20 protein-coding genes are annotated in these 21,597 nt (G+C 57.8%); 15 read left to right on the top strand and 5 right to left on the bottom strand.

What is annotated here, in order from left to right:
• From ACSBLW_RS01550 to ACSBLW_RS01540, 3 genes are read right to left on the bottom strand one after another with little or no spacing between them, the layout of a single operon-like run.
• Nucleotides 1-723 carry a DUF4444 domain-containing protein gene (locus ACSBLW_RS01550; protein ID WP_435258492.1) on the bottom strand — a complete coding sequence of 241 codons (723 nt, stop codon included), beginning with the start codon at nt 721-723 and terminating at the stop codon, nt 1-3.
• A complete protein-coding gene (locus tag ACSBLW_RS01545) occupies nt 720-1,817 on the bottom strand; it encodes an Mrp/NBP35 family ATP-binding protein (RefSeq protein WP_435258491.1) in 1,098 nt (365 codons plus the stop codon). Before ACSBLW_RS01545 ends, ACSBLW_RS01550 begins: the two co-directional genes overlap by 4 nt.
• Nucleotides 1,814-2,014, bottom strand: a complete 201-nt coding sequence (locus ACSBLW_RS01540; protein WP_435258490.1) for a DUF6494 family protein — start codon at nt 2,012-2,014, stop codon at nt 1,814-1,816. The genes ACSBLW_RS01545 and ACSBLW_RS01540 overlap by 4 nt, the downstream gene beginning before the upstream one ends.
• Nucleotides 2,015-2,083: 69 nt before the next feature.
• Between ACSBLW_RS01540 and ACSBLW_RS01535 the strand changes: the two genes are divergently transcribed.
• Nucleotides 2,084-2,821, top strand: coding sequence for a hypothetical protein (locus tag ACSBLW_RS01535; protein WP_435258489.1), 738 nt, complete (start codon nt 2,084-2,086; stop codon nt 2,819-2,821).
• A gap of 26 nt (nt 2,822-2,847) precedes the next feature.
• On the opposite strand, the gene ACSBLW_RS01530 is transcribed toward ACSBLW_RS01535, so the two are convergent.
• A complete protein-coding gene (locus ACSBLW_RS01530; protein WP_435258488.1) occupies nt 2,848-4,803 on the bottom strand; it encodes a 4Fe-4S binding protein in 1,956 nt (651 codons plus the stop codon).
• 347 nt (nt 4,804-5,150) lie between these two features.
• Here ACSBLW_RS01530 and ACSBLW_RS01525 point away from each other — a divergent pair, with 347 nt between their 5' ends.
• The 10 genes from ACSBLW_RS01525 (at nt 5,151) to ACSBLW_RS01480 (ending at nt 15,671) form a co-directional block, all read left to right on the top strand.
• Entirely contained in the window at nt 5,151-5,717 is a 567-nt protein-coding gene (locus ACSBLW_RS01525; protein WP_435258487.1) for a DUF3305 domain-containing protein, read from the top strand.
• Nucleotides 5,714-6,313 carry a DUF3306 domain-containing protein gene (locus ACSBLW_RS01520; protein WP_435258486.1) on the top strand — a complete coding sequence of 200 codons (600 nt, stop codon included), beginning with the start codon at nt 5,714-5,716 and terminating at the stop codon, nt 6,311-6,313. Before ACSBLW_RS01525 ends, ACSBLW_RS01520 begins: the two co-directional genes overlap by 4 nt.
• A 7-nt stretch (nt 6,314-6,320) precedes the next feature.
• A complete protein-coding gene (locus ACSBLW_RS01515) occupies nt 6,321-6,929 on the top strand; it encodes a TorD/DmsD family molecular chaperone (RefSeq protein ID WP_435258485.1) in 609 nt (202 codons plus the stop codon).
• 75 nt (nt 6,930-7,004) lie between these two features.
• Nucleotides 7,005-7,202: a twin-arginine translocation pathway signal protein gene (locus ACSBLW_RS01510; RefSeq protein WP_435258484.1), complete on the top strand. Its 198-nt coding sequence runs from the start codon at nt 7,005-7,007 to the stop codon at nt 7,200-7,202.
• 58 nt (nt 7,203-7,260) lie between these two features.
• A complete protein-coding gene (locus tag ACSBLW_RS01505) occupies nt 7,261-10,179 on the top strand; it encodes a formate dehydrogenase subunit alpha (protein ID WP_435258483.1) in 2,919 nt (972 codons plus the stop codon).
• Nucleotides 10,180-10,192: 13 nt separating this feature from the next.
• Nucleotides 10,193-10,786, top strand: coding sequence for a formate dehydrogenase FDH3 subunit beta (gene fdh3B / locus ACSBLW_RS01500; RefSeq protein WP_435258482.1), 594 nt, complete (start codon nt 10,193-10,195; stop codon nt 10,784-10,786).
• A 119-nt stretch (nt 10,787-10,905) separates the two neighbouring features.
• On the top strand, nt 10,906-12,129 hold the full coding sequence (locus ACSBLW_RS01495) for a formate dehydrogenase subunit gamma (protein WP_435258481.1): 1,224 nt from the start codon (nt 10,906-10,908) through the stop codon (nt 12,127-12,129).
• A 50-nt stretch (nt 12,130-12,179) separates the two neighbouring features.
• Nucleotides 12,180-12,308 (top strand): hypothetical protein, encoded by a 129-nt coding sequence (locus ACSBLW_RS01490; RefSeq protein WP_435258480.1) that lies wholly within the window; start codon nt 12,180-12,182, stop codon nt 12,306-12,308.
• Nucleotides 12,309-12,328: 20 nt separating this feature from the next.
• Entirely contained in the window at nt 12,329-13,687 is a 1,359-nt protein-coding gene (locus ACSBLW_RS01485) for a sigma-54-dependent transcriptional regulator (protein WP_435258479.1), read from the top strand.
• On the top strand, nt 13,680-15,671 hold the full coding sequence (locus ACSBLW_RS01480; protein ID WP_435258478.1) for a sensor histidine kinase: 1,992 nt from the start codon (nt 13,680-13,682) through the stop codon (nt 15,669-15,671). The genes ACSBLW_RS01485 and ACSBLW_RS01480 overlap by 8 nt, the downstream gene beginning before the upstream one ends.
• A 3-nt stretch (nt 15,672-15,674) precedes the next feature.
• Here ACSBLW_RS01480 and ACSBLW_RS01475 read toward each other — a convergent pair whose 3' ends face one another.
• The gene (locus ACSBLW_RS01475) at nt 15,675-16,571 is read right to left on the bottom strand and encodes a LysR family transcriptional regulator (protein ID WP_435258477.1); all 897 of its coding nucleotides are present in this window, start codon (nt 16,569-16,571) and stop codon (nt 15,675-15,677) included.
• Nucleotides 16,572-16,669: 98 nt separating this feature from the next.
• Between ACSBLW_RS01475 and ACSBLW_RS01470 the strand changes: the two genes are divergently transcribed.
• The 4 genes from ACSBLW_RS01470 to ACSBLW_RS01455 are packed head-to-tail and all read left to right on the top strand — an operon-like array spanning nt 16,670 to nt 21,514.
• The gene (locus ACSBLW_RS01470) at nt 16,670-18,115 is read left to right on the top strand and encodes an aldehyde dehydrogenase family protein (RefSeq protein ID WP_435258476.1); all 1,446 of its coding nucleotides are present in this window, start codon (nt 16,670-16,672) and stop codon (nt 18,113-18,115) included.
• Nucleotides 18,112-19,125, top strand: a complete 1,014-nt coding sequence (locus ACSBLW_RS01465; protein WP_435258475.1) for a membrane dipeptidase — start codon at nt 18,112-18,114, stop codon at nt 19,123-19,125. The genes ACSBLW_RS01470 and ACSBLW_RS01465 overlap by 4 nt, the downstream gene beginning before the upstream one ends.
• Nucleotides 19,126-19,152: 27 nt before the next feature.
• The gene (locus ACSBLW_RS01460) at nt 19,153-20,832 is read left to right on the top strand and encodes a hypothetical protein (RefSeq protein ID WP_435258474.1); all 1,680 of its coding nucleotides are present in this window, start codon (nt 19,153-19,155) and stop codon (nt 20,830-20,832) included.
• The gene (locus ACSBLW_RS01455; protein WP_435258473.1) at nt 20,825-21,514 is read left to right on the top strand and encodes a DUF3726 domain-containing protein; all 690 of its coding nucleotides are present in this window, start codon (nt 20,825-20,827) and stop codon (nt 21,512-21,514) included. Before ACSBLW_RS01460 ends, ACSBLW_RS01455 begins: the two co-directional genes overlap by 8 nt.
• The last annotated feature ends 83 nt before the right edge of the window (nt 21,515-21,597 follow it).

Below are 21,597 nucleotides of genomic sequence, written 5' to 3'. Positions count from 1 at the left end.
TCAGTCCCTTTCCAACAGCACGGTCAACGGCAAGAGGCGCGTGCCAGTCGTCGTCTTGAGGATCATTCCAAAGTTTTCGTCGACGCCAAGGAAGGTGCCGGTCAGCGTTTCGCCCTGCAAGGGCACCGAAATGGTTTGGCCTAGGTTCCAGACCAGACCTTTCCATTCCCGATACAGACTGGCCCTGCCCTGCGCCTCTTCGAGATCGCTGAGCCACAAGAGCGAGTGCCGCGCCCATGCCTCAAGGAGTGCGATGGGTTCGATTTCTCCGCAACCTTCCTGATCCAGCGCGGTCCAGTTTGGGGTCTGCCCCGGCTCCAGCTTGTCTGGCAGGCACAGGGTGAGGTCCAAGGCCACGACCATCCAGTCTGGCACCCGATCCAAATCTTTTTCGCGCCCGATAGCCCGAAGTCCGCCGACATGCGCGCCGTTCAGCCGCAACTCGCCCGTCCAGTCAATGTGAACGGCCGTCTCTGGCGGGGCCAAAGCGCCCAAGGCATTCTGCATTCCCACCGCACAGGCCACCAAGGCGGCCATGGATTGCTCCAACTTGGTTTCCGGTGCAAGAACCAAGGCCGCCCGCAACCGTTCATCGGTTAGCGACCAGACCAATAGCCCGGCATCCGTGCCTCTTTCTGCCTGCGCGATGGCGATGGGAACCGGGTTCGCTGGCCCTGCGGCCATGCCCGTCATCAGCGGCGGAAAGACAGGTGCAATCGTCATGCCGCCCCCGAGGAAATCAGCTGCCGCGCCAGATCACGGAAGGCGCGCGCTTGCGGGCTTTGCGGTTTGGACACCGTAACAGGCGCACCTCCATCCGATGCTGTCCGTATGTCCAGATGCAACGGAATTTCCGCCAGAAGCGGAACGGACAGTTTCTCGGCCTCGCGGGCAACACCGCCGTGACCGAAAATATGTTCTTCATGGCCGCAGTTCGAGCAAATGTGGGTCGACATATTCTCGATCAAGCCCAGAATGGGCGTGCCCAGTTTCTTGAACATGTCCAGCCCTTTACGGGCATCAAGTAAAGCAATGTCCTGCGGAGTGGAGACAACGATGGCCCCATCGACCTGTGCTTTCTGGCAAAGCGTCATCTGGACGTCGCCCGTACCCGGCGGCAGGTCGACCAGCAGAACGTCAAGCGCGCCCCACTGGACCTGAAACAGCATTTGTTGCAGCGCGCCCATCAGCATTGGCCCGCGCCAGACCACGGCCTCGTCCTCTTGGGTCAAAAGACCAAGTGACATCAGGGTGACGCCGTGATTTCGCAGCGGCAGGATGGTCTTTCCATCCGGACTGGCCGGACGGCCAGAAACGCCCAGCATTCGGGGCTGAGACGGGCCATAGACATCGGCATCCAGCAGTCCTACCTTTTTGCCTTCGGCTGCAAGGGCCGTGGCAAGATTAGCCGAGACCGTGGATTTCCCCACGCCCCCCTTGCCCGAGGCTATGGCGATAATCTTCGCCACGCCGGGGATCTTTTCCGGTCCTGCAGCCTTTGCCGGTCCATGAGAATGCCCATGTGCATGACCATGCCCGCCCCCCTTCAAACTGGGCGGTGGAGGGGCCGCCGAATGGGCGGTCATGACAATCGAGACGCTTTCGACGCCCGGCAAAGCCTTGAGCATCGCCTCTGCCTCTGCGCGTGCGGTTTCCATTGTCTTTGCCCGCGCCGGATCAATTTCCAGCACGAAACGCACTGTTCCGCCGTCAACCGTCAGGGCGCGAACCATTCCGGCAGCAACGATATCTTTTCCGCTCAAGGGGTCAGAAACCCCTTTAAGAACATCCAGAACTGCGTCCCTCGTCAGGGTCATGCTGCTGGTCCCTTGATCATGCCTTCGACGACGTGGTTCAACTCGATCCCGTCGATGGTCAACACCATACGCGCGGTCAGTGCCTTGCCGTGAGCCGCAGGCCCCGCCGCGCGCACGGCCTCTTCGATGGCCTGCTGCGATGTTACGCCCACTTGCTTTAGGAACTTGCGAAGGGACATGTTGAAATCGTCGTCCATGAGTGATCGTCCTTGGTTTCGTTGACCCAAATTTCTGATCCGATTACGCTAAAACCTTGGGAGGCCCGGATGCAGAGACATTTTTTCCTGTGGCTGACGGCGAGCCTTTTCACAGCGACCATTGGCTTGGCCGAGACCGATCAGCGCCAATTCACGCTTTCCGTTGCCCCGGATCTGGAAGAAAGCGGATTGATGCAGCATCTGCTTCCCCGCTTTGCATTGAAAACCGGGCGCAAGGCGGAACTGGCTTTGCCCCCTGCCGAAGCCGAAATAGCCGACGACGGAACTGCTGTTTTCGCGCGGGGAGGAAAGACTTTCCGCTTGCGCCTGAATGGAGAGAACGCGGCCGCGCTTCAGTTTCAGGATTGGCTTTTGTCGACCGCTGGGCAAGCTGCCGTTACCGGATTTATCCCTGCCTCTGGTGAGCCTTTCATGCGTGCCCCTGCTGACGGCGCGGCCACCAAGATCGAGATTCATGGCGATGCGGCAAATGGGCTGGAAGTCGCGCGCGCTCATTGCACGCGCTGCCATTCCGTCACGCCCGAAGACCGCACGAACATTGGCTCTACGCCATCCTTCATGGCGTTGCGCGCTCTGCCTGATTGGGATGCTCGGTTTTCTGCCTTTTACGCGCTGAACCCGCATCCTTCGTTCCTGCGCGTCACCGGAATTTCGCCGCCGTTTGACGCATCGCGCCCGCCCTCTCTCGTTCCCATCGAAGTTTCGCAAGACGAGGTCGAGGCGATTTTGGCCTATGCGGCCTCTCTCATCCCCGCAGATCTGGGGGCCGAAGTCGAAGCGCGATAAAGGGTTGAAGGCCGGCGATAGGGGCATCAATTATCCCGTCGCTTTGAGAGATAGTCGTCTGTTGTGCGTGGCGCGGGTCTGTCACCGATGGCAAAGGGATTACCCTTGCCATGAGCCTGCGATTTGATCCGGCAATCATCGCACATCTGGATTAGACGCCCCGCACCTTCCTGCAAGAACATCGGGTGTTTGCCAGCCAGCTTCTCCATGATCTTTTCGATGGTGGATTTGACGCCGAATGCCGCCCCACATTCGATACAGCAGAAGGGTTCTTCTTCGTTCAGAACGCGCTGTTTCAGCGCCGCGTCAGTCGGGTCAAACTGGGGCTGCAAGGAAATCGCCTTTTCCGGGCAAGCATTTGCACAGATGCCGCATTGCAGGCAGGCATCTTCCTGAAATCGCAGTTCTGGCCGATCAGGGTTGTCAAGCAATGCACCTGACGGGCAAAGCGAGACGCAAGACAGGCAAAGTGTGCAAGCCTCGGTGTCAACCAGAACAGCCCCATACGGCGCGCCTTCAGGAAGAGTGACGGTGCCAAAGTCTGGCCCCATCAGGCTTTTTGCAGACAAGCGGGCCACTTGCCGCCGCCCACCCATTGGCAGGATCGGCTCTGGCGAAGCTGACTTCCGCTCCATTGCGTAGAGCGCATCGGAAAAGGCTTCTGGGTCGACGACATCCAGAATCTCCAATCGACCCTCTGCCCCCATCGCACGGGCCAGATTGGCTTCTCTATCGATGGTTTCGAGATCGGACTTCGGTGCCGTCAGAATGGCAACTGACGCAAATCCCATCGCCAATGCCGCGAGCATTTCGGCATGACCAAAGCCCGCCAAGGCGCTGACAGAAAGCGGGATCACATCTGTGGGCAGACCCCGACCAAACCGCGCAGAAAGCGAGATCATATCGCGGCCGTGATCATCATCATGCACCAGCAGCCTCGGGTCCGATCCGCCAGCGCGCACGAAGGCCTCGACCAGCGTGCGAAGCCGCACCAGCACTGTCTCGACGGGTGGCGCATCGTAAAGGATTGCTCCTGAAGGACAAAGCGAGGCACAAGCCCCGCACCCCGCGCAGACCATCGGGTCGACCGAAATATGGTCGCCGTCGGGCGAGATCGCCCTAGTCGGGCAAACGTCCAGACAGCGTGTGCAGCCTGTTCTTGACGCCCGCGAATGGGCGCAAAGGTGGCTTTCCAACCGAAGGTAAAGCGGCTTTTCAAAGACTCCGACATGGTGAGCCGCGGCGAAGATCGCATCCGCAACCGACGTTGGACTGCCGGGATCTGCCCGCAGGTAACCGTCGCGCTTTTCTGGCGCCGGGAACAGGGGTGTGCCGCCCGACAGATCAAGGATGACATCGCAATTTGTCACCGCCCCATCGCGCGCAGGGCTGAAACGGAACCCGCCTCGACCGCCCGGTTCCAGCGTTTGCAGCCCATCGAAGGATAGCGAGAACTGGCCCAACGTACCCTGCACCCGCTTCAATTTTCCCCGGATCACTTCGTATATCCGTGATGGCTCTGCCTCGGTGGCATCTGTCAAAAGGACGGTGACAGCCAGATGAGACGCCAACTTGTCAGCCGCCGGCAAAGCAACTGCGCCCGGCCCAATGACCAGACAAACCCCATCTGATGTGACATCCACCGCTTTGACCGGCGGCTTGGCAAGCATTCCTTCAGCCAGAAGCGCCGCCATTTTCGGGCTGGCATCGACACCGTCAGACCACCCTGCGCGATCCCTGATATCTATACACAGTGGCGTTTCGACACCGATCTCATCTGCGATTTCGGCAAAACGTTCTGCCTCCTGTCCGCAGGCAATGATCGCATCTCCGGCAGAAAGTGCCTCGGCTGCTTTGGCAACCTCTCGCGTGCAAAGTGCTGTGTGAACTCGTGAACAGGAGAAACCTGTGCCACGCTCCAGAGCCTTGGCATCAATGGCCTGACTCCCCAAACAATCGCACAAAATCAGTTGCTTGGCCATTGCTTCTCCCCTGTGCCCATATAGGCATCCGCCACTTTCTCGGGCGGTTTGATGGATAGCTAGGCACGAAACAAAGCAGGCCGTAAAGGCCCCCTCACCCAAATTCTGGGTGATTCGCGCTGAAAGCGCCCGCTTTTAATTCCGATGAAATTAGTCGGACAATTTGACTTGGACATTGTGTCCACACCCAAAACCGGCCGGAAACGGCCGATGGACATTTTGTCCACTTCGTAAGGGCGCATTCATTTTTTTCGCCGATTCGGGAAATTTTGCTTTGCGGCAAAGTGCGAGCTTCGCCCATCAATTAGTCAAACGGGGAAAAACCCGCGGGAGGACAAGACAAAGACATGCCGCTGCAACGCGCATCAATGCCGGTTGGCATCGTGGTTCGCCGCACCCCGGGGGTAACCCGCTGGGCAAAGTGGGCATGGAAGGTTGTGGCGGTCTTGCCGGGGGCTAGTCCGGCCAACTGGCGCGAATTGCGACGGGAAGGTGATGCGGTGGAATACCATGCCGCCACGTTGAACCTTGATCTTTGGTCGACCGACACAGAGGCCTATCAAGTGGCGCTTGCTTCAAAGATCCCCGGTGTGGTCGTAGTTCTTCAGCAATCAAGCGATCCTGCGTCGGATCTGCCGTGGCAGGTCACCCATATCACTGCCTCGCCTTATGAGGGGCAGGACTACATGGATAGCGGAGAAGGCCTGATCGAACAGGTTCCAATGCCGCTGACGTTGATCAAATGGGTTCATGACTTCGTGCAGGCCCATCACGTCGAAGAGCCATTCATCAAGCGCAAGCGCGACAAGAAGCGGATTGATCTGGTCGAAGATGGCAAGGGCGATGCGCGCATTCGTCAGATGGCTGACGTCTTTCGCGCGCCGGGTTCCATCCGCGAGGGAGAGGGCAAATGACCGCACCCCTTTCCTTCTGGGCAAAGCGTCGGGCCGCGGTTGAGGCGGAAGAGGCTGCAATTGCTGCCCGCGAAGCAGAACGTCAGGTTGCCCAAGAGGCCAAGCTTCAGGAAGAAAAGACCGACGAGCAGATCTTGGAAGAACTGGGGCTTCAGGATCCGGACCTGATGCAAATGGGGGACGATTTTTCTGCCTTCATGCAGAAGGCCGTTCCCGAGCGTCTGCGCCGTCGCGCCTTACGGAAGCTGTGGCTGTCAAACCCGGTGCTGGCCAATCTTGATGGGCTTGTCGATTTCGGAGAAGATTTCACGGATGCCGCAACCGTGGTTCCAGACCTGAAGACAACTTATCAGGTCGGCAGGGGATTGCTGGCCCATGTAGTGGCCCTTGCCGAGCAAGAAGAGGCGAGGATTTCGACGCTGCAGGACGAACCGGCAACGGCGCCAGAGGCGGACGAACCTGAACATCAATTCGTAGAGGAAGCGCCGCCCACTCTCGCGTCGGCACCTCAGGACCTTTCGGCGGGCGACCACGCCCCCCCCGGTGAAACAGAGCTTCGCCCACGCCGCCACATGCGTTTTTCGTTTGAGACATGAGGACCGAATGACCGTAGCCGCCCATGACATTCGGATTGCCGAGGAAGACCTGCTTCGGGCCGAGGTCTATGATCTTTTGGCTGCCTTGCTGGCGGACCCGCCCACGCAGGAAAAGCTTTCAGCGCTTGGTCGTCTCACCGGCGACACGACAGCTATGGGAAAAGCTGTTGAAACTTTGGCCAAGCTGGCCCGAAATACCAGCGCCTCGTCGGTCGAACGCGAATTCACAGAGCTTTTCATCGGGATCGGGCGGGGAGAGCTACTGCCCTTCGCCAGCTATTACCTTACGGGTTTTCTGAACGAAAAGCCGCTGGCAACGTTGCGGAAAGATATGGCCAGCTTGGCAATCAGCCGCGCGCCGAATGTCTACGAACCCGAAGACAACATCGCCTCGCTGATGGAGATGATGGCCGGGTTGATTGACGGTCGCTTTGGCACCCCGGCCTCGCTGGAAAAGCAGCGTGAATTCTTCAATCGGCACATTGCTCCTTGGGCCGCGCATTTCTTCAGCGATCTCGAGCAGGCGAAGGGATCGGTCTTCTACCTGCCGGTTGGCACTTTGGGGCGGACATTCATCGGAATTGAAAAGGAAGCCTTCCGCTTGGGGAACGGCTGAAACGGCAACGAACGGGCAGACGCCCATACGGGATGGTGACGAAGGTCACCAAGAAAATCGGGAGAGGAGGCGGAAATGAAAAAGTCGAAGAATCCGGAAGCGGAAAGCGTCGGGCGTCGGGATTTTCTGAAACTTGCGGGAACGGCCGCACCGGCAGCGGTGGTGGCTGCATCGGTCGGAACGGAGGCCGCAGCAGGCGCAGATGCGCCGCAGAAATCGGGGCTGCAAGATAACGCACATACCCGCACCTATTACGATCTGGCGCGGTTCTGACCGCCCATCCCAGTAGTTACCCAGCGCCGGCAGGCCCGGACTTGCAAGGGAGAGGACAATGCTGAAAAGGAAAACAAATGGGGTGGCGCGTACGGCGAACCGTACTTCGCTTTTGACCTCTGTTGCTGAAAAATCGGTTGATCGGCGGGCATTCCTGCGCGGATCAGGGCTTGCCATCGGGGGACTTGCGGCCCTTGGTATGACGGGCGGAACGGTCACCCGCGCCAACGCGCAGACGGCCGTTGCAAATGCCGTCCAAAGCGTAAAGTCAGTCTGCACGCATTGCTCGGTCGGCTGCACTGTCGTTGCCGAGGTCGACAACGGTGTCTGGATCGGGCAAGAGCCCGGCTACGATAGCCCGTTCAATCTTGGCGCCCATTGCGCCAAGGGCGCAGCCGTACGCGAACACGCCCATGGTGAGCGCCGCCTGAAGTACCCGATGAAGAAAGAAGGCGGGGTCTGGAAGCGGATCTCGTGGGATCAGGCCATCAACGAACTTGGCGACAAGATGCTGGATGTCCGGGAAAAGAACGGACCGGACAGTGTCTATTGGCTTGGCTCGGCCAAGCACAACAACGAACAGGCTTATCTGTTCCGCAAGTTCGCAGCCTACTGGGGAACAAACAACGTCGATCACCAGGCCCGTATCTGCCACTCGACAACTGTGTCGGGCGTGGCGAACACCTGGGGCTACGGCGCCATGACGAATTCGTACAACGACATTCACAAGTCGAAGGCGATCTTCCTGATCGGCGGCAACCCGGCTGAGGCGCATCCGGTCTCGCTGCTGCACATGCTGAAAGCCAAGGAAGAGAACAATGCCCCGCTGATCGTCTGCGACCCGCGCTTTACCCGCACAGCAGCCCATGCCGACGAATATGTTCGCTTCCGCCCTGGCACGGATGTCGGCCTGATCTGGGGTATCCTGTGGCACATCTTTGAAAACGGCTGGGAGGACAAGGAATTCATCCGCACCCGCGTTTGGGGCATGGATCAAATCCGGGATGAAGTGAAGAAGTGGACGCCCGAGGAAACGGAGCGCGTCACTGGCGTTCCCGGAAGCCAACTGGAACGCGTGGCCCGCACCTTGGCCAACAACCGCCCGGGCACCCTGATTTGGTGCATGGGCGGCACCCAGCATACCAACGGGAATAACAACACCCGTGCCTACTGCGTGCTTCAGCTTGCACTTGGCAACATGGGCGTTGCTGGCGGCGGCACCAACATCTTCCGTGGCCATGACAACGTGCAAGGGGCAACCGACCTTGGCGTTCTGTCGCATGACCTTCCCGGGTATTACGGCCTTGCCCCCGGCGCTTGGGCGCATTGGGCAAAGGTCTGGGGTGAGGATCTGGAATGGCTGAAAAGCCAGTTCGCGATGTTGAACGGCCCCGATGGTCAGCCGGCCGTCGACAAGGATGGCAATCCGCGCAGCCTGATGAACGAGAACGGCATCCCGGTTTCGCGCTGGATCGATGGCGTGCTGGAAGATCCGGCCAATATCGACCAGAACGACACGATCAAGGTCATGGTTCTGTGGGGTCACGCGCCCAACTCGCAGACCCGCATGACCGAGATGAAGACAGCGATGGAAAAGTTGGACACGCTTGTCGTGATCGACCCGTTCCCCACGGTTTCGGCCGTTCTGAGCGACCGGACCGATGGTGTCTATCTCTTGCCGGCGACCACCCAGTTCGAGACCCGCGGATCGGTCACGGCTTCGAACCGGTCATTGCAATGGCGAGATCAGGTAATGGCGCCGCTGTTCGAGTCAAAGACCGACCACGAGATCATTACCCTTTTCGCCAAGAAGTTCGGCTTTGCTGACCGCCTGCTGCGAAATATCAGCATGGAAAGCGAAAATGTGCCGATGATCGAAGACATCACCCGCGAATTCAATCGCGGCATGTGGACCGTTGGCTATACGGGCCAAAGCCCCGAGCGGATCAAGCTTCACATGGCAAACCAGCATACGTTTGACAAAACGACGCTGCGCGCGAATGGCGGCCCCTGCGATGGTGATTACTACGGTCTGCCTTGGCCCTGCTGGGGCACCCCTGAGATGAAGCATCCGGGCACCCCCAACCTGTATGACATGTCGCAATCTGTGGCGGATGGCGGTCTGACTTTCCGTGCCCGTTTCGGGGTGGAACGCGATGGCCAGAACCTGCTGGCAGAAGGGGTCTATTCGGTCGGGTCGGAAATTCAGGATGGCTATCCTGAATTCACCATGCAGATGCTGATGGACCTTGGCTGGGACAAGGACCTGACGGCTGAAGAGCTGGCGGCGATCGAAGCGTCAGGCGGACCGAAATCGAACTGGAAGGTCGATCTTTCGGGCGGCATCCAGCGCGTTGCGATCAAGCATGGCTGCGCCCCGTTCGGTAACGCCAAGGCCCGTTGCGTCGTCTGGACCTTCCCTGACCCGGTTCCGCTGCACCGCGAGCCCCTTTACACTAACCGTCGTGATCTGGTGGCCGATTATCCCACCTATGACGACCGCAAGTTCTATCGTCTGCCGACGCTTTACGCGTCGATTCAGTCCAAGGACTTCAGCCAGGATTACCCGATCATTCTGACCTCAGGTCGTCTGGTGGAATATGAAGGCGGTGGTGACGAAACCCGCTCAAACCCATGGCTTGCCGAATTGCAGCAAGACATGTTCGTCGAAATCAACCCGCGCGATGCCAATAACCTTGGCATTCGGGACGGTTCGATGGTCTGGGTGGAAGGCCCTGAAGGCGGTAAGGTGAAGGTCAAGGCGATGCTGACACAGCGTGTCGGCGCGGGTGTGGCCTTCATGCCCTTCCACTTCGGCGGTCACTTCCAAGGCGAAGATCTGCGCAGCAAATATCCCGAAGGTGCCGATCCGATTGTCTTAGGGGAATCCACGAACACCGCGCAGACCTATGGCTATGACTCTGTGACCCAGATGCAAGAGACCAAAGCCACCCTTTGCAAGATCACCGCAGCCTGAGGAGAGGACAGATATGGCACGCGCAAAATTTCTCTGCGACGCCGAGCGGTGCATCGAATGCAACGCCTGCGTCACCGCCTGCAAGAACGAGCATGAAGTTCCGTGGGGCATCAACCGCCGTCGCGTGGTGACCATCAATGATGGCACACCCGGCGAACGGTCGATCTCTGTCGCTTGCATGCATTGCTCTGACGCGCCCTGCATGGCCGTTTGCCCGACGGACTGTTTCTATCAGACCGAAGACGGCATCGTCCTGCACTCGAAAGACCTGTGCATCGGATGCGGCTATTGCTTCTACGCCTGCCCCTTTGGCGCACCGCAATATCCGCAGGCTGGCAATTTCGGAAGCCGCGGCAAGATGGACAAGTGCACCTTCTGCGCCGGTGGCCCGGAAGAAGACCACTCAACCGCAGAATTCGCAAAATACGGCCGCAACCGCATTGCCGAAGGTAAACTGCCGATCTGCGCCGAGATGTGCTCAACCAAGGCCCTTCTGGCCGGTGATGGCGACATCGTTTCGGCCATCTACCGCGAACGCGTCGTCGCCCGTGGCTTTGGATCGGGCGCCTGGGGCTGGGGCACAGCCTACGAGCAAAAGGCAAACTGAGTACGTCCTTGGCCCGCTAACCCGGGCCTGACACATGTGCCAACGCCCATGACGCGCCAGTGGTGTGTCATGGGTCTTTGCACCCTTGAATGACGACATGTCCATGAACTGAACTGGTGATGACCATGCCGCTAAAAAAGCTGCTCCTCTCGCTTACCCTTTGCCTTTTCGCCGTTGTGGCCCAGCAAGGCCCGCTTTTCGCTCAGGAAGCGCCTGCCATCGACCGCAGCGCAACAGGCGGGGCGCAGACGCTTGAGGATATTTTGGCGCGTCAGAACCAGTTAAAACTGGACGACAGCTTTCGCAGTGAAAATTTAGGTGACCCCGAAGCAGCCAAACCCATCACCGATCAACTTGGCACCCTTGGCGGGGTCTCTGATCCCGACCTGTGGCGCGCACTGCGTTACAACAAGGCCGATATCACAACACAGGCGCGCGGTCCGGCATCTGAGGTTCTGATGCAAGATGGCGGGATGGAATGGCTGCAATTCCGCGCGGGCGACCTGCGAACCTATGGCGGCTATCTGCTGTTGGGGATGATTGGTGTCCTGATCCTATTTTATCTGTTCCGTGGCCGGATCAGAATTGACGGTGAAAAAACGGGGCAAACCATTCTACGCTTTTCAGCGATTGAACGCTTTGCACACTGGATGCTTGCCGGGTCTTTCATTGTTCTGGCCGTTACCGGACTTGCGCTTCTGTTTGGTCGCGTCGCGATCATCCCGTTACTTGGCCATGAGGCATTTGCCCCAATCGCAATCGCAGGGAAGTGGGCGCACAACAATCTGGCATGGCCGTTCATGCTGGCGCTTGCGATGGTGATCGTGTTCTGGGTCGCACACAACATTCCCAACAAGCACGACCTGAAATGGATCGCAGTGGGAGGAGGCCTGTTTTCAAAAGGCGTCCACCCGCCGGCCAAGAAGTTCAATGCCGGGCAGAAATTGATCTTCTGGTCTGTAGTCGTCCTTGGCCTGTCGATCTCGGCCTCGGGCTTGGCCCTGCTGTTCCCGTTCGAATTGAACATGTTCGCCGCAACCTTTGCGAAGCTGAATGCTCTGGGGCTTCCGCAAGCTCTTGGCTTCGGCGAATTGCCAACTGTTCTTGACCCGCATGCCGAGATGCAGCTGGCCCAACTTTGGCACGCCATCATTGCCTTCCTTTTTATGGCCATCATCATTGGCCATATCTACATTGGTTCGGTGGGCATGGAGGGCGCTTTCGATGCGATGGGCTCGGGCGAGGTTGAAGTGCAGTGGGCAAAAGAGCATCATGGGCTTTGGTATCAAGAAGTTACCGGGAAAAGCGCGCACCATGAGAAAGACGCCACACCGGCAGAGTGACCAGCCATGAACCACATCGAAACTCAGGCACTGCCAACGGGAGCACATCAATGAAGGCAATGTATCTCGCCTTTGCCGCAACACTCGTCCTTGCCGTTGGCGCGGATTATGCACTTGACCACATTGGTTTCTCAGCCGCAGAACGAAGCATCAGCCGCGACAACGTGCGTCTGGACTGACGGAAAGGCCAACATTCAGGATGCGTGCAGCGCCCGTAACAGCGGCTGGCGAAAATTCCAGCGAAATTGACGCTGTACTTCAGCACGTCTCGCTGTTGGTCGTGGACGATGAGCCCGGCATTCGCAACTTTCTGGTGCGCACGCTGGCCCCGCGCTGCAAGCGGGTAGAAGAAGCAGCGAATGCTGCCGAGGCGTCAAAGCTTTTGGATCAGCGTAACTTCGATCTGGTGCTGCTGGACAACGTCATGCCCGGTCAATCGGGGCTGGATTGGCTGGCCGAACAACGCCGGGTAGGTTTTTTTGCCGAAGCCATCCTCATGACAGCCTATGCCGATCTGGATACCGCTATTCACGCGATGCGGTTGGGCGCTGCCGATTTCGTGCTAAAACCGTTTCGGTCGAACCAGATCCTGAACGCAATTTCGCGGTGCATGGACCAGCGCTATTTGCGCCGCGAAAACTTCCTTTTGAAGTATGAATTGCGTGCCGAAACACAGACGGCACGCGGTCGACTTATGGGAAACTCGCCCGCGATCGCGCAGGTTCGCAAGACACTGGAGCGTGTGGCCCCGACCCCTGCCCCAGTGATGATTACCGGTGAAAGTGGTACCGGCAAAGAGGTTGCGGCGCGCACTCTGCATGCGCTGTCTGACCGCGCGGAAAAGCCCTTTGTTCCGATAAACTGTGCCGCCATCTCGCCCGACCGCATTGCCGCAGACCTTTTCGGAGAGATCGGTTCTAGCCGCGACGGTCTGTTGGTACAGGCGTCAGGAGGCACGCTATTTCTGGACGAAATTGGCGAATTGCCCCTGCCCATTCAGGCCACACTTTTGCGGATCATCGAAGATAGCCGTATTCGTCCAGCCGGGGCTGAACGGGAACTGCCGCTGAACCTGCGGTTCATTTTCGCGACCAATGCCAATCTTGAAGACGCCGTTTCCCTAGGAAAATTCCGGCAGGATCTGTACCACCGGATCAACGTCGTTCATGTACGGATGCCGCCGCTGCGCGACAGACTTGCAGACCTTCATGAATTGGCAGAGGCCTTCATGGGCCAATTCTCTCGCCAACTCGGCGTTCCTCCGCTTTCGCTGAGCGAAGGCGTGCTCTTGCATTTCGCAGGGTACGCTTGGCCCGGAAATGTTCGAGAGTTACGAAACCTGATTGAGCGGTCGCTGATCCTTGGGGAGTTCCCGCCAGAATTCGTGGGGACAGCAAACGAAGATCCGGCTGTGACCTCGGACTCGTTGCAGGCGGTGGAACGTCATCACATCCTCACGATTCTTGAGGCCTGCAATGGCAACCGCGCCGAGGCGGCGCGGCGGCTTGGGATTTCGCGCAAGACCATTGACAGGAAATGCGCGAGTTGGAATGTCTGAAGCCCCGCGCCCTCCGCTACGGTCGTCTGTGCGGACACGCCTGCTTCTCATCACACTGTTTCCCGTCCTGATCCTTTTACCTCTGTTGCTTCTGACCTCGGTCAAAAGCCTTTCTGATCGTCTGGACGAAGTGTTGATTGCCAAGGTTCACAGCGAGCTTACCATAGCCCGCCAACACCTAAGAGGTCTTCAAGAAAGCCGGGGGGCTGCGGTCGAGGTGCTGGGCCAATCCAGTGCGCTTATGTCCGCGCTGCGGGACGGCGGTAACCTTGCAGAATTTCTGGAAGGCCAACGCATCCGACTGGGTTTTGATTTCCTTTACTATGTCCGCGCGGACGGCACCCCAGTAGTGGCTTCATCTCTGGGCTCGGCTCCTTCACCGTTGCAATGGCCCGTCGTGCAATCAGCGCTTCAAGGAACAACCACAACGGCGATTGACGTCATGGACGCTGCTTCGCTGAAATCCTTGTCGCCCAATCTGGCAGCGCGCATTGTCATCCCTTTGGTCCAAACAAAGGCAGCGGCACCGACGGACCGCACCCAGGAAGATCGCGCCATGCTGATCCATGCTGCCGCCCACGCACCGGGGGGTGCAATTGTTGGGGGATTGGCGCTGAACCGAAATCTTGGCTTTATCGATGATATCAATGCTTTGGTCTATCCAGCGGGCAGTCTGACGGGCAGCGGCCAAGGCACTGCGACACTGTTTTTGGATGATGTGCGTATTTCAACCAACGTCCGCCTGTTCGAGGACGTTCGCGCTCTTGGAACCCGAGTTTCAGCAGCCGTCCGCGAAACGGTGCTGACCAAGGGAATGACATGGCTCGACCGCGCCTTTGTGGTGAACGACTGGTATGTGTCTGGCTATCACCCTTTGACCGACAGTTTCGGCAAGACCGTGGGCATGCTTTACGTCGGTTTTCTTGAGCAGGATTTCTCGGCTGCCAAAGAGCGCACGCTTTGGCAGATTGGGTTGGCTTTCCTGATAGTCGCCTTGATCTCGGTTCCTGTTCTACTCCTTTGGGCAAGAAGCATTTTCCGCCCTCTTGAGAAGATGAATGCAGTCATCGGAAAGGTAGAGGCAGGGCAATTTTCGGCCCGCGTGGGGAAGGCCCCCATCGACGATGAAATCGCTCGCGTTGCCCACCATCTGGACAGTCTTCTTGATCAGCTTGAAGAGCGTGATCGCATCCTGCGCGAATGGGCCGAGGTTCTCGAGCAGCGGGTGGCTGAGCGCACAAAGGAACTAGAGACCGCAAACCAACAGCTTGACGTCACCACTCGTCAGTTGATCGTTTCCGAGAAACTGGCAGCCATTGGCGAGATTACCGCAGGCGTTGCTCATGAAATCAACAATCCGCTCGCTGTCATTCAAGGCAATCTTGATGTGATCCAAAGCGAAATTGGTCCAGCCGCGTTGCCCCTGAGAACTGAGTTCAACCTCATTCAGGACCGGATTCAGGCGATCCATATCCTGATCGGAAAGCTGTTGCGCTTTGCACGGCCCGAGGAATTCGCGGACTCGGATGTACGTATTGAGGTGGCGCAAACGATTCACGACACGCTGCCACTGTTACAGCATCTTTTGGTCAAGGCAGGCATCCGGCTGGATCTGGATCTGCACCCAACGCCAATGGTTCAGATTAACAAGACCGAACTACAGCAAGTGCTTGTAAACCTTTGCGTAAACGCTATTCAAGCGATGCCGGATGGAGGCACCCTATCCCTGTCCGCCGGCATTGACCCAGAAGACTCTGAACACCCCATTTTGATTAGAATAGCGGACACGGGCTATGGCATGGCAGAAGACGTGGCCCGCCGAATTTTTGACCCGTTCTACACAACAAAGGGGCGTGACGGGACTGGTCTGGGCCTTTCCATCACCCGCGACATCATTCAACGAGCCGGTGGCAAAATAGACCTGCAATCACAAGTTGGAATGGGCACGGTTTTCAAAGTGAAATTCCCGGCTGCCGCTGATTGAATTCTAGCAGGAAAATCCAACGTCACTTTTGGCAACGGCCTGAACCAACATCCAAAACTCCCGCACGGCAGGCGGCATTTTGCGATCTCGGTTCTCGATCATGCGGATGGTGCGGTAGACGAAAGGATCTTCGGGCACAACGATCTGAACTCTTTCACTTGAAACGCCAAGTGCGCGTTCCGGCAGGATCGTTACGCCCAGGCCTTCCCGAACAAAGGCCAACAGGGCAGTTGTGTTATGTGCGGTCAAGTTCGATGACGCCATTTCAGAGCGCGCGGCATCCAACGGCACGAGGTCGCAAAGCGGATTGACGATCAGCGGCTCTGCCTGAAGCATCAGCCAGCTTGGCTTTTGCTTTTGCCTTACCAGCTGATCGGTCGGCCCTTGATCTGCGAAAGCAATGCCCAAACGATCCCGCCAAAGTGTGACGCCCTCTTCGACCTCGTCGCCATGCACCGAAAGAATACCGATATCTGCCTCATCCGTCCTGACCCTGCGGCGGACGGCAGCACTGTCCAAATCGCTGATTTCCAAGCGCACTTCTGGCCTTTGCTTTCGAAAAGCGGCAATAACGCGCGGAAGCAAGCTGGTAGTCACTGACGGTACCGCTGCAACGCGCACTGTTCCCGCAATCGACGAATCCAACCGTCTGATCGCCTCAAGGCCAGTATCGTAGACATCAGTCACCCGAATGGCTTCTTCCAGAACCGCTTCGCCAAGCTTGCTTAGACGGTTCTTACGCTCGCCTTCGAAAAGCGGCCCAGACAAATGCGCCTCGAACTGGCTCAGCATCATAGACAGCGCCGAGGGCGTGCGTCCAAGGGTGGCGGCAGCATCGGCCAAGGCCCCCTTTTCAGCGACAACGCGGAACGCTCTCAGCATCTCCAGTTTGATCGCCATTTCAAAGTTCCTGCAATAAAATTCAGTTAATTAAGATTGCCTGAAATAAATTCGTCGGTCTACGATCTATCAGAGGCCAAGTCAGCGGAGGGACCACATTGCAAACCCAGAACCATATCGCTGGACGATGGACCGTAGGAACGTCAGAAATTGCAAATATCAATCCGTCGGACACATCCGACGTAATTGGTCATTTCGCGCAAGCGAGCAAAGGCCAATTGGACGAAGCTCTAACTGCCGCTCGCGTTGCGCAAACCCTGTGGTGGAAAGCAGGTGTGCAAAAGCGCCATGATGTTCTGATGGCTATTGGGACCGAGTTGATGGCGCGCGCCGAAGAGATCGGCAGGCTTTTATCGCGCGAAGAAGGCAAGCCACTTACGGAAGGAAAAGGCGAGGTTTACCGCGCAGGGCAGTTCTTTACTTACTTTGCTGCTGAGGCCCTGCGCAACCACGGCGATTTGGCCGAAAGTGTACGACCCGGCATTGAAATCGACGTGCGCCGCGACCCTGTGGGTGTCGTTGCCATTGTAAGCCCCTGGAACTTCCCGATCGCGACCCCTGCATGGAAGATTGCCCCTGCGCTCGCCTTTGGCAACGCGATTGTGTGGAAGCCGGCGAACCTGACACCTGCAAGCGCGGTTGCCCTGACCGAGATCATCACGCGCCAAGATATCCCTGAAGGTCTCTTTAATCTAGTGATGGGGTCAGGGCGCGATATCGGTCAAGCGCTTGTCGAAAGCCCAATGATTGACGCGATCAGCTTTACCGGATCGGTTCCCGTCGGTCGCCAGATCGCAGCCTCGGCGGTGGCCAACATGACCAAGGTCCAGATGGAAATGGGGTCAAAGAACCCGATGCTGATCATGGAGGACTGTGACCTTGATCTTGCCGTTGCCCATGCCGCAAATGCGGCTTTTGGCGGAACGGGACAGAAATGCACAGCGGCCAGTCGACTGATTGTCCATGCGACCATTCACGACGCTTTTGTAGAAAAAATGGTTTCAGTCGCCAAATCCCTGAACGTCGGCCATGCATTGGAAACCGGCACGCAAATCGGACCCGCCGTTTCCGCTGAGCAGTTGCAGCAAAATCTTGGCTATATCGAGATCGGGAAATCCGAAGGCGCGGAACTGGTCTGTGGAGGCATTGCGTTGGAACGTGCAACCAACGGGCACTATATGGCACCGTCGGTGTTTACGCAGACCCGGAACGACATGCGTATCAACCGAGAGGAGATGTTTGCCCCCACCACCTGTGTCATCAAGGCTGGCAGCTATGGCGAGGCTCTCTCTATCGCAAATGACAGTGAATTTGGACTGACCGCCGGGATCATGACCCGCAGCCTGTCCCGCGCCAGCCATTTCCGCGCCAACATGCGTGCGGGATGTGTGATGGTGAACCTGCCCACCGCGGGCACCGATTATCATGTGCCTTTCGGCGGACGTGGCGCATCTAGCTTTGGGCCAAGGGAACAGGGGCGCTATGCCGCCGAATTCTACACCAACGTCAAGACGGCATACGTCGCTGCGGGAATGCCAGAATGACGCCGCTGATCGACGGTCTTCAATATGCCAACTGGTCAGAAAAAATATTCCGCCAGATGCGCGCGGGTGGTGTGGATGCGGTACATGTTACCATCACCTACCACGAAACCTTTCGCGAAACAGTTTTGAACATCGAACGCTGGAACCGATGGTTTGAGCAGTTTCCAGATCTGATCTTTCAGGGTTTTACCGCAACAGATATCGCAACGGCGCGCCAAACGGGACGCACAGCCATCTTCTTTGGCTCACAAAACCCGTCATGCATCGAGGATGACATTGGCCTTGTCGAGGTTCTTCACCGGCTTGGCCTGCGTTTCATGCAATTGACCTACAACAACCAGTCGCTTTTGGCCTGTGGCTGTTATGAGGCAGAGGACAGCGGCCTGACCCGGATGGGGCGGGAAGTCGTGGCCGAGATGAACCGCGTCGGCATGGTTGTCGACATGAGCCATTCAGGCGAAAGATCGACCCTAGAAGCTATTGCCATGTCCTCGCGCCCCATCGCAATCACGCATGCCAACCCGGCAAGTTGGCACCCGGCCCTTCGTAACAAATCAGATCGCGTTCTGCGTGCCCTGGCCGAAAGCGGCGGCATGCTGGGGTTTTCGCTTTATCCCCATCACCTGAAAGACGGCAGTGCCTGCCGCCTGCAGGACTTCTGCGAAATGATTGCTCGAACGGCCGATCTGATGGGGATCGAGCATCTGGGGATTGGCAGTGACCTATGTCAGGACCAGCCTGACAGCGTGGTCGAATGGATGCGCGTGGGTCGGTGGACAAAGCGGATCGACTATGGCGAAGGCTCAGCCTCTGCACCCGGCTTCCCGCCCATGCCAGAATGGTTCGAGAACAATCGTGACTTCCAACTGATCTCTGAAGGTTTGGCCAAGGTCGGTATGTCGACCGATGAAGTGGCCTTGATCATGGGGGGAAATTGGCAGCGCTTCTTTTCTGTAAGTTTTGACCCGAAGACAGCGACCGGCCTCTCGCTTGACGATGGGCGCATCTGAAGTAGCATCATTACTAGAGTGCTTACCATGTCATCGACCGTGACTGCCCCCGCTGCAAACAACACTGTGCCTCGGCGTGCGCCTGCGGTGGTCATGCGTCTTGCGCGCATGGGGTCGGCTCATCCGACAAGACTTTCCTTCCTGCGGATCATGTTGCGGCGCATGACAAGTGGCGCTTGGCATTTTGACCGTCCGAAATGGACCATCGACCCGAATGGTGTGGGCCGCGCCGTTTACCGCGCAAAAGGTCCAGACCGTACTTATTCGCTTGTGGTGTTTGCCCATGATCTGCCTGACCATCTTCGGTCAGACCGCGTCATTGCCACGGCATGGGACGCGACCTTTGCACTGTTTGATGGCGAGCCCAGTGAATCCGACCTAGACCGGCTTGAGGCCAATGTGCCGTTACAGGAGGCAGGACGCATCAGTGCCCGCGAGTTGTCCCTTAGCCGGGCCAACCGGTCGGTTCGGCTGTTTTCGCATGTGGTCGATCGTTTGTCCCAAGGCTCGCAGCCGGACAGGGCAGAGGTAGAAGCCGTCGGTTATCTGATGCGAACGACTGCCGTTTATGGCTCGGGAAAATTCGGGGCCGCTGATCGGCGCGATCTGTCCGGCAGACTCGAATTGGCCGAGCCGTTTCAGGCCGAGATGTTGTCGGTTTGGCTGACGCGACAGTTTACGGTCGATATTGTAGAGCACCTGGCACGAGCAAAGGGCGGGACGAAAGCGGTGCCACTGCACCCGGATTTGAAGCGTGGTTTGGGCGTCGGCAATTCCACCGGTCTTGGCATGGCGCCGTTTTTGGTGCGTCATCCAATGCTGCTGGATCATTGGATGGTGGTGCGCGAAGAGGCGCTTTCCCGCGTTCGATCATGCGAAAAAGCAGACGCGAAATCGGTTGCAGAACTGCGGCTGGCACATCAACGGGCCGTGGAAAATGCAAGAAAGTGGCACTCTGATCACCCCTTTCAGAGATTGAAGTTGCAAGCGCTTGTCCGTGACCTTGATCAGATCGCTGTGCAGGTGTCCGTCTTTCCCGGCCCCAATCCCCGGCCTTGGGACGCGCTTTGGCAGTGGGGCGAAGCAAATTTAAGCCTTGAAGGTCAAGAGGCCTTGCTGGCTTTGCTTCTGGAGCCGCATGGCGATATCGTCGATGGCTTGGCCACCTGTATGGCTGCAGACGAAAGCGCAGCGTTCCGCATTCAAGGCAAGATGCCGTTGGCAGAATTGCGACGGGTTCTACTTGATCGATATGACTGGGCGCTTCGACTGGATTTTTCTGATCCCAAACAATCCACCCGGTTTTGGTATGTCTCAGAAGAAAAGCTTGAACCTCGCCTAGGAGAACGCGCCAGCGAAGACGGCGCCGAGCGTGAGCAACCCTTGTGCATAGCAAAATTGACTCAGGAGTTGGCGCGGGACTGTGCCGCATATGACGATGCCACAACCGTCGCAGAATTCTTGTTAGCGCATCCCGAGCACCGACTGATGGCGCGCCGCCTGCAAATTGCGGCCCGCTTTCCTTATGCCGAGGTGCAAGACAACCTCATCGCCGCCGAAATGCGGCCCATCGACTTGATGCGCTGCAAGCTGGCATTCTTTGGCGCAAGTCGATTTGATCCGAGGTCTGACAAATGGGTGCGGATCAGCCTTTTTCAGGACTGCCCCTACCCGCTGGATCTGCAACAGGATCCGCCCAATGACTGACCCCAAAACCCGGGTCATTCTTTCCCGGAACGAAACCGAAGCCCTTGCCGCAAAAGCTGCGCGTGGTGCGGGATTGCCCTGGGGCGTCGCCGAGGAAGCGGGCTTTGCTGCAGGCTGGTTGCACTCTGCTGGCTTGGACGGGCTTTCGCCATTGTTGGCCCATCTTGGACAGGTGGAGATATCAGGCTGGCATCAGATGCGCCCACGTTGGAGTTTGGGCGGATGGGACAACGAGAATGCAAAGGTTCCGCTTTGCCCAATCGCTCTTGGCATGACACTCAGCGATTTTGCCGCCTCAAGCGACTCTGAAAAAGGCTTTTCCCAAAGACTTTCGATTGCGGGCAAAGTCGCTTTTCCGGTCCTGGTTCTTCCATTCTTATCAACGATCATCCCGCCACAGTTGGAGGCGCTTAAGGTGGACCTGAACGACGTCTCTCTCACCTTGGGCAACGAATATATTCATGCAGGCGAACCTTTAGACGCGGCGAAACTCTTGACGGTTGAACAATCGCCTTTGCGGTTAGCTCAGGCGAGTGCACCTTACCCTTCGCGGTCGAACCAATGTGTAGCGACGCCCGCCGAAACCCTTGCAGGGCTGGAACGGCTTGCCTTGCAAACGACCGTTCCACCGTCCCTGCAATCCAGAGCGGATGCAGGTGCGGGTGGAAGCGACAACGACTGAACGGCACTTTGACTTAAAAGCGTCATTTTCAGGAATGTTACAGCTATTGCACGCGCCTCACGGCAAGGGGAAGACTGTTACAC

The organism is Thioclava sp. FR2 (assembly GCF_051200875.1).
Taxonomy (GTDB): domain Bacteria; phylum Pseudomonadota; class Alphaproteobacteria; order Rhodobacterales; family Rhodobacteraceae; genus Pseudotabrizicola.
The sequence above is the reverse complement of the archived record's forward strand: the minus strand, read 5'-3'. Positions and strand labels throughout refer to the sequence as shown.